General features: G+C 41.4%; 9 protein-coding genes. 6 read left to right on the top strand and 3 right to left on the bottom strand.

What is annotated here, in order from left to right:
* Positions 1 to 75: 75 nt before the first annotated feature.
* From CSV74_RS07500 to CSV74_RS07485, 4 genes are read left to right on the top strand one after another with little or no spacing between them, the layout of a single operon-like run.
* Positions 76 to 2,967, top strand: a complete 2,892-nt coding sequence (locus tag CSV74_RS07500; RefSeq protein WP_099691209.1) for a VWA domain-containing protein — start codon at positions 76 to 78, stop codon at positions 2,965 to 2,967.
* Between the two features lie 47 nt (positions 2,968 to 3,014).
* Positions 3,015 to 3,776, top strand: a complete 762-nt coding sequence (locus tag CSV74_RS07495) for a cohesin domain-containing protein (protein WP_099691208.1) — start codon at positions 3,015 to 3,017, stop codon at positions 3,774 to 3,776.
* A gap of 28 nt (positions 3,777 to 3,804) precedes the next feature.
* Positions 3,805 to 5,214 (top strand): putative Ig domain-containing protein, encoded by a 1,410-nt coding sequence (locus tag CSV74_RS07490; protein WP_099691207.1) that lies wholly within the window; start codon positions 3,805 to 3,807, stop codon positions 5,212 to 5,214.
* Positions 5,198 to 5,662 carry a hypothetical protein gene (locus tag CSV74_RS07485; protein WP_099691206.1) on the top strand — a complete coding sequence of 155 codons (465 nt, stop codon included), beginning with the start codon at positions 5,198 to 5,200 and terminating at the stop codon, positions 5,660 to 5,662. The genes CSV74_RS07490 and CSV74_RS07485 overlap by 17 nt, the downstream gene beginning before the upstream one ends.
* Positions 5,663 to 6,159: 497 nt before the next feature.
* On the opposite strand, the gene CSV74_RS07480 is transcribed toward CSV74_RS07485, so the two are convergent.
* Positions 6,160 to 7,023 carry a DMT family transporter gene (locus CSV74_RS07480; RefSeq protein WP_099691205.1) on the bottom strand — a complete coding sequence of 288 codons (864 nt, stop codon included), beginning with the start codon at positions 7,021 to 7,023 and terminating at the stop codon, positions 6,160 to 6,162.
* 385 nt (positions 7,024 to 7,408) lie between these two features.
* On the opposite strand from CSV74_RS07480, the gene CSV74_RS07475 reads away from it, so the two are divergent.
* Positions 7,409 to 9,775, top strand: coding sequence for an Ig-like domain-containing domain (locus tag CSV74_RS07475; RefSeq protein WP_158231770.1), 2,367 nt, complete (start codon positions 7,409 to 7,411; stop codon positions 9,773 to 9,775).
* Between the two features lie 178 nt (positions 9,776 to 9,953).
* Here CSV74_RS07475 and CSV74_RS07470 read toward each other — a convergent pair whose 3' ends face one another.
* Positions 9,954 to 10,811, bottom strand: coding sequence for an MBL fold metallo-hydrolase (locus tag CSV74_RS07470; RefSeq protein WP_099691203.1), 858 nt, complete (start codon positions 10,809 to 10,811; stop codon positions 9,954 to 9,956).
* A gap of 187 nt (positions 10,812 to 10,998) precedes the next feature.
* On the opposite strand from CSV74_RS07470, the gene CSV74_RS07465 reads away from it, so the two are divergent.
* Positions 10,999 to 13,065: a catalase gene (locus CSV74_RS07465; protein WP_099691202.1), complete on the top strand. Its 2,067-nt coding sequence runs from the start codon at positions 10,999 to 11,001 to the stop codon at positions 13,063 to 13,065.
* Between the two features lie 219 nt (positions 13,066 to 13,284).
* Here CSV74_RS07465 and CSV74_RS07460 read toward each other — a convergent pair whose 3' ends face one another.
* Positions 13,285 to 13,851: a DUF2179 domain-containing protein gene (locus CSV74_RS07460; RefSeq protein WP_029052692.1), complete on the bottom strand. Its 567-nt coding sequence runs from the start codon at positions 13,849 to 13,851 to the stop codon at positions 13,285 to 13,287.
* Positions 13,852 to 13,869 lie beyond the last annotated feature (18 nt).

The following is a 13,869-nucleotide window of genomic DNA, read 5'->3' as shown; positions in this document are numbered from 1 at the left end:
CTCCTTTATAGTGTTCTTCGGCTTTAAAATCTACATACATAAATCGTAAGTGACCAGGAAGGACGGAAAAAATATATGAAATCATATCGTCTAACAAAGGTGGCGATCATTAGCCTACTAGCTATACTATCGGTTGCGTTGCCAAATAATTTAGTATCTGCAGAAGCAAATGGAGCTGCAATAGGAGCAGCTTGTGGGATGGAGCGGGGGATGGATGTAGTCTTTACGATTGATTCATCGGGGAGCATGATAGCAAATGACCCAGATAGACTGCGAATTAGAGCAGCTAAAGCTATGGTGAATCAAATGCAGCCGTTAGATCGTTTCGGAGTAGTGGAATATTCCGCTACCGCTTCCAATCTGTTATCTCCCTTAACGAATAATCGCTACCGTATTCATGCGGCTCTTGATTCAATAGGAGCATATGGAGGTACCGATATACATACTGGATTGGATGAGGCTATTAGGGAAATAAAAACCCACAGTGGAAATAACCATAAGATCATTGTGTTGCTAAGTGATGGTCATTCGATAAATAACGCGTTGTCCCGTGATTTAGCAGATGAAGCGAATCGCAATAACATTAGTATCTATACAATAGGACTTGGCACATCTGCAACAATAAATAGTACATTACTACAAGATTTGGCAAGTAGAACCAATGGCCAGTATTATCAGGCAATAAATGCAGCCCAGCTAGAAGATACATTCAGTGCTTTGCGCAGGAATCTTGAAGAATTAAGAGAACCTAAAATTCCAAGCGACTGGACACTCACTCGCGATTACCATGCACCAGGAGATTTGGTGCTTCAAGAAAATATGACTTTAGATTTAAATGGTTATAATCTGACAGTCGATGGAAGTTTGGTGCTACTGTCCTGTGCAGAGTTACGAGCCGTTAGCGCTGAAGTTGTGGTCAACGGTGGTCTTGAACAAAATCCTGACGCTCAAATTCGTTTAAATAACAGTAGCTTGAAAACGAGCGGGTCTTTTATTCAAAATGGACAAATTGATGTAAATGGCACATTTAGAGGAAATGCACCTGAGCTGGATATTAGAGGGGCATTTACACAAGATGCGAATGGCAAAATTAATTTGAATGGTCAAGATGCAGTCTTGGCAAGCGAAGCAACACAAAGAGGACGTATCTTATTTGGCGGTGGGCTGCTTCATGCAAAAAGTAGTTTCACACAAAGAGGTCATATGGATTTGCAAAAAGGAAGACTGATTGTCGAGCGTAATTTAACTATTGCAGGCGGCCCGTTAATTGATGAAGCATTTCAACTTAACGATTCGTTAAATGTTAATGGCGGACTCCTCCAGGTTGGTTCAGCTGAAAGTATGAAGGATTTCAACAGGAAGACTGGTAACGTGACTCAGACTAGTGGACAGCTTTACGTCAATCACGGAGTGGTTCGTATATTCGGGGATTACACAGTCGAAGATGGCTGGTTGACAATGATCAAAGGGTCAATGGATACTACTACACCCGAATATGGAGAAGGTGATGGGGATTACGTCCATGTTTATCGTGATTTTACTATGAAGAGTCTGCGGAATCATGGAGGTCGTAGTTATACGGAATTAATGAAACCAAAAGATGACTGGCCACATTTGACGGACGGTGTTTTAAAAGTAGGTGGGAAATTCACTCAGATAGGCGACATGGAATTTCACCGTTTTTATAGCGACCGCTCCCAGCTATTCACTAAGAGTTACAGTCGATACAATTTTCATGCGTCAGGAAGGCATAAAGTGGACTTAACTGGTGTGATGGATAAGAGGATTGTTGCGCAAGGAGTAGGTTTCACCTTCATGAATTTTGAAGTAGAGGGACGCATTCCAGAATATCTAGGAACTACTACAGGACAGATAAAATGGGTGAACTTACTAGAGAAAAGCCCCTCGTCAGAAGCAGAACTTGTTTCACTCTCTATCCAGGACGTACCAGTTGTGAATTTCAAACCACAAAATGGTAACTATCCATTGCATTGGATTTCAAAAGAGCACGTAATCGGATCCTTAAGAGAATTGAAAGTGGATGCACGTCCTAAGGATAGAAATGCCAAGGTTACCATCCAAGGGAATTATCTTGGAGACGATGATCAAGGTATTATAAAAGTACTGGTAACCGCGGCAGATGGTAAAACTACAAAGTTGTATACTGTGCCTGTTACCGCAGCTCAAAATTCGCCAGATCTAGTTACTTCATTAGTTCTAGATCGCACAGAACTAATTTTTGTAAAAGAAGGTTCGCTATTTTTTCCAGGCCTAGCAACAATTGGTTATACTGTTAAACCGACAACCGCATTGAATCAAAAAGTCAACTGGCGTTCAATGAATCCTTCAGTAGCAACAGTTCGGAATGGTGTAGTTACTCCTGAAGATGCCGGAAATACTACAATTATAGCGGAGACAGAAGAGGGCGGATTCATTAAAACCGTGCGCATCTCCGTTAAAGAAAAATCTGAGCCAGTTCAAGGAGTTAAAACTCTTAAAGATCTATTGAGTGATGAAGATCGATATAATCAGATCATGGCTTTGTACGACTATATGAAAATTGGTATTGTAGTTCCGGGGAATTATATAGAAAATATAAAATTTGGACCTATCGGACAGCTAAACAGTGGCACGATAGAAATCAATAACACTGCAGTTTCACAAGTTACATTGGAAATCAATGGACAAACTTTACCCGTAGTATTAACGGGAGCTAACAGCAACTATAAAACGTATCAATTTAGTCGTTATCATACAGAACCTGGTGAGTTTGTAAAAGTTTCTGTTTACAATAGTGCCGGGGACTTACTGGAGACAGCGATGACGACATACGGAATTCCGTACGCGCCTTCAGGAAGCGTAGCGCCTGGCTATTATTCAATCGCCACATTGATGAATAATCGAACATTGTTCCAAGCCATTCTAAGTGAATTTGCTCCTGAAGTTTTACTTTTTGAAGTGCGTTAATTAAATGAACAGAATGGAGGAAGAGGACTATTGAAACCTCACATCTCATGAAGAAAATTACTACAATGGCTGTTCTGTTGCTCACGCTGCTAGTATCAATTTTACCGGCAGTCGCTTCTGCAGAAAGTAAGACGACGATCGGAATCTCTTCCGTTTATACTGATAGAGCAACTACAATTGAGTTAGCCGTTTTTATAGACAGTTCGGAAAAAGTTGCGGGTGGCTCACTTGATTTGAAGTATGACAATGAGCTTCTCAGCATAACGGATACCAATGTAGAGACAGGTGAAGTATTGGAAGGGTATTTGAAATCTTCATTAAGTGATACTGCAGGTACAGTTTCTACATCTTTTGCAGCAGCACAAGGTACGATGTTACAAGGCGATATTTTGACAATTAAAGCGAGAGTCAGTAAAGCAAAAGCAGATACTGAAATCAAGATAGAAAATGCGTACTTCTATACGGAAGATGGTAAAGAGCTCCCCCTACAAATAGTTAACGGAGCAGTTAAACCCTTTGATGGTACTACTAAAGATCATCCAACTACAGTCTTGCCAAACAAAGTGTGGACTGTCACATTGAGCGAGCCATATGATATGAAAACACTGAATAAACATGCTGTAAATGTATCTAGAGGGACCACAAGTGTTCCAGTAAAGGTGAAATCCATTACGCCTTATACATTTGAAGTATTTCCAGATACGAATTACTCAAAAGGAAGCCACACAATGGAGATTACAGGACAGCTACTATCAGCAAAAGGAACAAAGCTTGTGGAACCTGTACGTAAAACGTTTACTGTGAAATAATAACGGTCAAAGTAAAAGGGAGGACAACATGAAATTATTTTTACGACTTTCAGCAATTCCTTTGTTGTTTCTTTTAACTTTTTGTTTAGCAGAGGAAAAAGCTGAAGCAGCGGTTAAAGATACTTTGGAAATAGGAGAAGTAAAGTCACTTAGCACGACAGTAGATGTCCCGGTCATTTTACACGGAACACTGTATTTAACATCAGCCAATCTAGAGATTACATTGCAGGCTAATCATCATAATCTAACGATAAAAGAATTTATACCGGCCGCAATATTTACAGGATCTCAGTTCCGTTCCGCAAGTAATATTGCGAATGGAAAATTGACAATTGATGTAATTTCAACTACCGGTAAACAAGTTAGATTGGCTCCACGTACTGTCATTGGACATATCACTTATGAAGTCCCATCCGGGGTAAAAGAAAGTGAAACGATACTATTGGAAGTTGAGCGCCTCTCTGCAATCGGAAGAACCAACACTCCATTAACGTTGGCTACTTTAGAAGGGAAAATTATTCGGAAAATGCCTCCAGGTGATGTAGTTGGTAAGAATAAGCCGAATGCAGCAGGAGCGGTTCGGATACTTCAACATGTGAAAGGGACTTCCATTACGAACCGGGAAGAATTTTTATCAGCTGATGTCGATGGAGACCAACTTGTGTCCCAAGCAGATGCTCAGATAATTTTAGATTACGTTGCCGGCAAGCGCCATTCTTTCATTGCAATGAAAGCGGCGGACTTAAGTACTGCAGCTGTAAAAAGTGACTATACTGACCAAGTACAGGCTATAAATGGCAGAGAACCTTATTCATATCGCAGAATTTCAGGAAGCATGCCAAGCGGTCTTACCATAAGTGCAGAAACAGGGCAAATTATGGGGATTCCTTCAAGAGCGGGGGTCTATAACTTTGATGTTGAAGTGACTGATGCTGTTGGTGAATCGGCACGAAAAGCCTACAGTATAGAAGTTGTAGACACAAACATCATCTCAACAGAGAAGTTAGCACCTATCAATGTGAAAAAGGGCTCAATACCTGAATTGCCTAGCCAGGTAGCAGTAACTTATAAAGACAAAACAACTGGTAAAGAACATGTGAATTGGACTCCTGTCGATACCTCGACACTAGGGACAATCATAGCTAAAGGAAAGACAGAGAGTGGTTTTGGTATTAGTGTTGAACTCCATGTTGTGGAAGAAGATTATATTGTCTCATTTAATAGTACGTTCTCGCCATTTGTTAACTTATATATAGTAGAGTTGCATGCGGCAGACGAGGTATCAGAGGCATTCATCGATGGAATTGAATTACATTACGAAGGTGATGGAGTATTCAAGTTGGGTACCAATGTGTTGCAACAAGGTGCTAGTGCCTCACTTACTCTTAGAGATAAGTATGGTGATTTACTGGAGACTAAGAGTGTTCGATTGGATTGATAGGGTACCAGGTCCCCACACAATTATAAAAACGCAGTGCGGCAAGGCTGAATTGACTTTTGACATTCCCGCCGATTTGAAACCTACAGAATTTGCAGCAAGCGCAATGTTCAGATTCAATTTAGATGACCACCCGCAGCCGGATACCATTAAGAGTATCTATGGCGAGTTTGGTGAAAAAATGACTGGAGATTTAGCGAGGGATAATCAATTAGGCGGTAAAAACGCTACGTTTGAAACAGTCACAGTTGCGTATCCATCAGCTGAAGCTGTGAAAAATCAGCAAAGTAATACATTTGATGAAGCGATTTCTGAATTGAAGACGATGAGCGACGGCATTATCCTTGATGTTCGTCCTCGTTACGATGATTGGGGATCGGTAAATGTGGTGGTAAGCGACAGCTGGTATTATTCTCCTGAACATGAGAAAGATTTGCAGACCAATTAGGAGAACTGGTCGGCAATATGGTTAAGAATACCGGAAAATATGAAGATCATGTTTCTGTATACTTTGTAGACAGTTACGGAGCGGATCTTGCGACGCCAAAGGTTTGGGGCGGGTGGAAGATTAAGAAGTGAGAGTATAGTTAAAGAGACTTGGAGTAAGGACGCTGAAAATTTTTAAAAGTCCTCTGATTGAAATGAAAATCAGAGGACTTTTTATTAGTTTTGCAAGAAATGTGATTGAAGAAATAAGGCAATTGCGCTGTTTTGAGATACGCAATAAAATCGTGGACTGACGGACTTCTCCACTGGATGACTATCTGTAATGGTCCCCACAAATTCAGCTTGATTGTAAAGAAAGTTTGCCCGGTTGCTCCAAAAGTGAAGCAATCAAGCTAGTTGTGTGGCGTACCGAAAAGAAGAAACGTTTTTTATTACAAGTTTACATTTGTTCCTCTTTCACTCTCTGCCTATACTCATGATTAATAATATCTCATAAATTTATGTGGCTTCTACTGTTTCTTTTTTATTCTTCAAAAACATATAAAACGATGCGCCAAAAATAATGAAATAACCGATTATACTGTATAGATCAGGTACTTGCCCAAGGAAAGCCAGCCCGAGCAAAGCCGTAAACACGACCGTGAAATAGTTGAAGACGGAGATTTCCTTGGCGGGTGCAAATTTATAGGCGAGCGTGATGCCGAATTGACCGATTGTCGCAAATACTCCGCCAAGCAGCAAATAGATGGTCTGCTGCAAAGTCATCGGCTGATAATCGTAAATGACGAACGGAAGAAGCACGACAGTCGTAAAGCTCGAGAAATAAAATACGACCGTGTAAAACTGCTCCCGGTTGCCGAGTGCGCGAAGCGCAGTGTAGGCAGCTCCGGCAAAAATGGCAGACAAGATTCCCGCAGCATACGGAACGAGATCGAGCGAGAACGACGGCTTGATGATAAATAACGTGCCCAGGAAAGCAGCGATGATGCTGTAAATTTGATACGGTTTAACGAATTCCTTCAAAAAAATGGCCGCAAAGATGATCGTGAAAAACGGACTCATTTTATTCAGCATGTCCGCATCTGCAATGACGAGGTGGTCGATTGCATAAAACAGCAGGATAATTCCGATCATGCCGAGTGCCGACCGCAATAGCAGAAGAGGCTGGTTTTCCCGTTTGCCGAAAAGGCGCTCTTTGAAGCGGAGAACGAAGAAGAATGAAATGACCATCGATACCCCGTTGCGGAATATCGTTTTCTGCAGCGTCGGCACGTCGCCCGATAATTTGACGAACAAGGTCATGATCGAGAAGCCGAATGCAGAGAGTAATATGAGTACAATGCCTTTGTTGCGATTAGTCATAGATGTCACCGGTCCTTTTTGTGTTCGGTATGTATGATAGCATAATATTGCAGAATCTACTTTTAAAAAGTTTGGGCATATAAAATACTTTAGACGTATAAAATATTTCTCGGATTTAAACATACTAGACACTGTCACATAAAAAATATCATGTAAACTATCAACTTTTCAGAATAATTTAAAGTTAAATCGAATATGCACCCTCTGAAGTGATAGTATATAAGTAATACTATTAAACAAGCAGGAGGAGATTTTATTGCAGCGATTCGTAAAGCGAAGTTCCTTAGCCGCCGTTGTTATACTTCTATTCACTGGCATTTTTATAAAAGCCATCCTGGGGGCGCCGCTTTCCGTACAGGCAGAGACAGACTGGGAGTCCATGCCAATGAAAAAGAATGTTCCATTAAACAAGGAGTGGACGATTACGTTCAGTGGAGATGTGGAAGTGTCATCCATTACAAACAAGCAACTATACATAACAGACGAAGCAGGGCAAGTGATCCCTACGACTGCAGTGCTGGTAGATCAAGGTAATACAGTGGTCGTGCAGCCGCCTAAGGGAGGGTACTTGCCAAATACTGCTTATACGCTGTTTGTCGCGGATGAAGTTTCATCGGCAAAGCGCAAATTGCTGCGCAAGCCTGTGAAGATGCCGTTCCAAACAGGTGAACAGCGTGATGAGTCAAATGCGTTTTCTCCGCGTAAAGATAGTACAAACGCTGTTACATACCAAGAAGGTGTGACCAGTCTGCCTGACGATATTGTACAATCAGCAGCAGACTTGAATTATGAGAACAATACATTTGTTTTCGATGGGATGCCGGATGTATTGAAGCAGCTGTCGGCTAGAGATATCATTATTTTTCCAGAGACCGCCCAGCATACTTTTGGCTGGGCTAAGGAAATTGTTGATATCCGATACGACGGGCATAAAACAGTGTTAACGACAAGAGAGCCAAAAGCGGAAGATGTCGTGAAAGATCTGGATATTTCGAAAACGGTACCCATTACGGCAGATGATTTTATGTTGGAACCTGACGTGTACTCACGTGTGATCAGTGAAACTGAGAACGGAGACAGGCGTACCTTCGAAGTGGAGAACCCGGTTGATAAATCCATAGGCAAGATTGAAATTGGAGAAGAAAATGGTAACCCTTATGTAGAATTCAGTGATGTTCAATTATTCCCTAAAGGAGAGAAGGAGGGAGCAGCAACTATTGGCGGTAAGATTCAGCTCATCCAGCCCATGGTGAATTACGATTTTAAAGGACTTAACGTGAATTGGCTGGAGTTAGACAGCGGATTGAAAAATGAGTTGAACGTAAAAGTAAAGTTGTCGGGTTTTGAGCCGGAGCCGCTGAGAATTCCGCTTACCGCTCCAATTCCGGTCAAGGCGTACGGGGTGGCAGGAGCTGCAATCCAATTATTTATACAATGCGAGACAAGCGGGAAAGTGTTTGTTGAATTAGAAATTGTCGAAGAAAAAAATTATAATCTTGGTCTGATGAAAGAGGGAGCCGGCTACAAGCCTTTCAATTATTCTACAAGTGACCTGTCTGCTGAATTTTTATCATTGAAAGGTGAAATAGAAGGGAAGGTTGGCGGAGGCATAAATATAAATGCCGATGTATTACAGTTTACACTTGGAGGTATAGACACTGCAGGCGGCTATAAAATGAAAGTGGCCGGTGAAATCGATAAAGATATAGCATGTTTTAGTGAAAAAGGTGAAATCTACTTTGAATCGACGGCACGAATAGGATCAGAAAAAAATACTTATTGGGACGTAACCTATCCATTTCTCAGTATCCCTCTTGTTCAGAGATCTACATGCGGTTATCAAGAGCTGACTGGCGATGCTATTGTGTTGGCTCCGGGCGAGACAAAAGAATTAAAAGTCAGCGGAACTGATCAGAAGGGAAATGTGCAGCCGCTGACACTGCCAGACAGCAATGTAACGTTAAAAGTGAAAGACCGAAACATAGCGACTGCAAACTATCTCGGCGGAGTGCGGGCAAAAACAACTGCGAAAGATGGTGACCAGACCTTCATCACCATTCGATACAATAATGGCCGGGATGCCATCGTAAAAGCGGATATTCCGGTTTACATTGCTAGTCAGGATTTACGGAACGAACTGAGAAAAACGATCAGTACAATTGGTCCGGACATCCGCAATGTATTGGAAACAGCAGAAATTGTTAACGGCGCTTACAGGGATTTTTCTTATATTGAAAATGACCTGAGAAAGCTCGCAACTCCTCAGTATGTAGAAGAGGTAAGAGAGTATTATGAAAAATTTATGCATCCGACGATCGATATATCGTTGTTCGCTGAGCCTGTATCCACCGAATTAAAATTTGAAATAATCGAAAACAGTCCTTCGAAGCGCATTTTAAAAACCGTAGTACCGAACCGGGGGCTAAGCTCAGGTGCCAATCAAATTTACACATTTGTGAAGGAAGGCGGAAAGTGGCTACTGGATGGAATAGACGGTGAATCCTTTGAGGAGTCACCGATCAATCCGACGGTAGACCAGGTACAGGACTATTTGCAAAAAAGTTATTATCAAGATTTCGGAGACGTCAGGACAGAATTTATTTCATCAGGCACAGAAAAAATATATAATCAGCCCGAAAATAAATACTACGATCGAGAATATCATACTTTTCACGTGAAAACTGTCTGGGATCAGTACAGAATTAAATTTTCTGCGCATGACGGTTCTATAATGACTATGCAAGACGAGTAAAGCATTAAAAAGCCTTCTAGTCGTAGTCGATACAGGTACCAGGTCCCCACACAATTTAAGGTAGCAAATACAGGAGAGGTTATTCCTCCCATAAATAAAGAAAAAGCGTCGACTCCAAACTGTAGGAGTTGACGCTTTTTAATAACATACACGTGTTAAATAATCAGCCTTCATCGGTTCAATCACTATCTTGATCAACAAACTCACCATAATCTGGAACTGCAATACGTTCAAAGTCATCGACTAATTTCTTTAGACTGTTGGCAAGTAGCTCTTTTTCCATAGGCAATCCATGACCTGTTATGGCGACAGTTGGTTGTAAGGCTTCAAGTTTAATCACGGATTCTAAAGCGGCGTCCCAATCGGTTGTTAAATAGCGTGGCGGACCACTTATTTCTTGTTCTTGCGTTAACACTTTATAGAGGTATTCCTGCTTTACAGTCACAAATGCATCTCCAGCAATTAAAGCTCTGTCCTTTTGCCTGAAGAGCGATACATGACCTGGCGAATGACCGGGAGTGTGAATCCATGTAAATTCGGGCAGGAAGGGAACACTGCCGTCAGACGGTAAGCTTTTGATATGGCTTCCCAATTGAACAGGATCCGTTGGGAATATAGACGACATCTTGGCAATCATTCCTCCTTCTACACTTGTATCCGGGTCTGGATAACTGGATACTCCGGTTAAAAACGGTAGCTCTAGTTCATGGGCATACACCGGCACATCCCAATGCTTTACTAGCTCAATGACTGCTCCTACATGATCAAAATGTCCATGCGTCAATATAATGGCTTTTGGACGACTATCCACACCGAAACGCTCTTCTACAACCGCTAGTATTTTCTCCGCTGAGTAAGGCATACCTGTATCAATTAACACGAAGTCCCTTGAATTTGGATGACCTACTAAAACAATATTGACAATTTGTATAGTATGGCAATATAGGTCCGGCAACACTTCTATTCCTTTTCCGCTACCAATAGACGTTGCCATTATATATTTATAATCTTCTCCATTAGACAGTTGTGGATCCATGAAGACACCTCTTTCCTCGTTTATACGACACTTTAGCTAATTTCAGTATTCACAAAACGTTAACTATTATTCCATCCATTTATAGAACAAATACTACACGCTTTAACCCCATCTTCCGAATTGGAATGAAATCAATCGAATATTCATAAGGTAGTCTGATGTGAAATTGAAGGGGGAAGTTTATTTAATGGATGAGAATTACTCAAGTTCACGTAATGAAAAGAATGTGAAACAAAATCGTAAAAATGAGCAATTAGAACAATTCCGAATTCAAAATACAGGTAAACCTTTGACGACGAATCAATCAAAAAAATTATCGAACGATGAAGACCAATTAAAAGCGGGTGTACGTGGTCCTACATTACGTCAGGATTTTGAGTACTTTGAAAAAATGACGCATTTTCTCCACGAGGAAGTGCCTGAAAGAGTGGTCCATGCGAGAGGGTATGGTGCTCACGGTGAATTTGAATGCTATCAATCCATGAAGCAATTTACAAAAGCCGGATTTTTACAAGAGGCTGGAAAAAAGACTTCGGTATTTGTACGGTTTTCTACTGTACAAGGAAGTAAAGGATCCAAGGATACGGCAAGAGATTTACGTTGTAAGGGCGTGAAGTTTTATACAGAAGAAGGAAACTATGATCTAACTACCATTGCCATGCCAGTTTTAATCAATCAAGATGCGATGAAATTTCCAGATATGATGCATGCGTATAAACCTGAGCCGCGTACTGGAATGCCGACAGCTTCCGGGGCACATGATAACTTCTGGGATTATATAGCGAATAACCAAGAAGCTCTTCATATGGTATTGTGGGTTATGTCGGACCGAGGCATCATAAGAAGTTATCGTATGATTGAATCTTGGTCGATTAATACCTATCTATTTGTTAATGAAGAAGGAGTAGCAACTTTCGTACGTTTTGTATGGAAGCCAGTCCTTGGCGTTCATTCATTGCTTCAAGATGAGGCGCAAAAGATTGGTGGAATTGATCCTGATTATCACCGGCGTGACCTTAGAGAGGCAATTGACCGCGGAGCTTTTGCTGAGTATGAACTCGGGGTTCAGTTAGTTGCATTGGAAGATGAATTTGCATTTGATTTTGATATTCTAGATCCGGCAAAGTTTTGGCCAGAAGAACTCATACCTGTACAGCTGATCGGTAAGATGACATTAAATCGAAACGTTGACAATGAATTTGCAGAGTTGGAACAAGTCGCATTTAACCCGGCAAATGTTGTTCCAGGCATAGACTTTTCCAATGACCCCGTTTTGCAGGGAAGGTTAATGGCGTACCAAAGCACTCAATATCATCGATTCGGTAGCGCTAATTTCCAGGACCTTCCTATCAACCGACCGATATGTCCATTTCATAATAATACACGTCGCGGTAATATGAGGTACCGGATTGACGTGGATGAGGTCGATTATCATAAAAACTCTTTAGCCAATAACACGCCTTACACAACTCCTCCAGAAGAGGGAGGGTATGAATCTTATCCTAAAAAAATCGATGGGCATGCTATACGAGCTCGAAGCAAATCGTTTGATGATTTCTATACTCAACCGAGAATTTTTTGGAATAGTTTATCTCCTGTAGAGAAGCAGCACACGATTGAAGCATTGAGTTTTCAACTAGCGAGCGTAAAAAGTGTATCCGTTCGGCAACAAAATGTAGAACTATTGGCTAAAGTCGATCAGGAGCTGGCATATATGATTGCTGACAATATAGGGGTCAGCAGACCAACTAGTAGCCAAGTACCTGTTTCAACTAGTTACCCCTCTCTAAGCCAGGCTAACACCCCGAGCTATGCTTACTCACAAAAAGTAGGTGTCTTAATAGGTGACGGGTTTAATGGTGACGAGGTAAGCCAAGTGTTAAAAACCTTAAAGGAATACGGAGTTTTTGTTGTCATCGTCAGTGCAACACTTGGTACAGTTACTGGCGATAATGGTGCGACAATTACGATCGATGAAACGTTTTTAACGTCAAGCCCTTATCTTCTTGATTCGTTATACATTGTTGGCGGAAGTCATAAAAATCAGAAGAGGTTCGATTACGACTTGAATTATTACGTGGATGTAGCGTATAAACATTACAAGCCAATTGGTGTTGCAACTACGGGACAGTCGTATGTACGGCAATCAGAAAATCATCATGCAGCTGGCGTCGTGTTTGCTTCGACAAGTTCTGACTTTGGAATGGAGTTCGTTTCAGCTGTTGCAAAGCAGCGTTTTTGGGATAGGGAATAGGGTGGGTGCCAGAGTGGGTGCCAGGTCCCCACACAATTCTCACACAATTCGGGTAGTTACTATGGAAAAGCTAAGAGAGCCTTCTGATCGCGAAAACGATTGGGAGGCTTTTTTGTTTATGTACCAGGTACCAAGACAATTATAGCTATACAGTATTAGTGGGGGAGGAAGTAGAATGGGGTAGTCGGGAGAACGGCATGTGACTACCACCATAGCTGATTATTCTGGAGAAGTGGAAGAGACTTCGAGACCTTTTTTAGGTATTGTTTTTCTTCTTCTTTTCATGGCTTTTAGCAAATAACCGCCTTTAAACTTTCTAGGTTCATACGTAATAATAAATGCATTTGGCTGATATTCACCGATCATTTCATATAATCCTTCTTCTTGATTTCGCTTCGTCAGGATTTCAAGTTTGTACCTGATGCTGTCTCGTCCGGTACCTTCGAATACAGTTACGCCATACCCTTCTTCCCGAAGTTTGTCGATGAGAGGCTGGTTCAATGTAGGAATATTTACTTGAATGCATGTGTAGCCAATTGCAAGCTTCTCTTCTATCATAGTTCCGATATAAATGCCGATACTGAACCCAAGTGCATAAACGAGCATGCTCCAGAAACTTTGTTCTCCGTCAAATACTAACGACAAACCAAAGATATAGATCAATGATTCCACCGCACCAAGGAGTGTAGCTTGCGTTCTAAGCTGTTTAACGATGAAAATCGTGCGCAAAGTAAAGCAGGGAACGTACAACAACTGCAAAATCAAAATCATGAGGATATTATTCATTACACATCTCCCTTCAGG

The sequence above is a fragment of the Sporosarcina sp. P19 genome (genome assembly GCF_002743165.1).
In the GTDB taxonomy this organism is placed as follows: Bacteria; Bacillota; Bacilli; order Bacillales_A; family Planococcaceae; genus Sporosarcina; species Sporosarcina ureae.
Note: the sequence above shows the minus strand (reverse complement) of the source record. Positions and strands in the feature narration are given on the sequence as shown.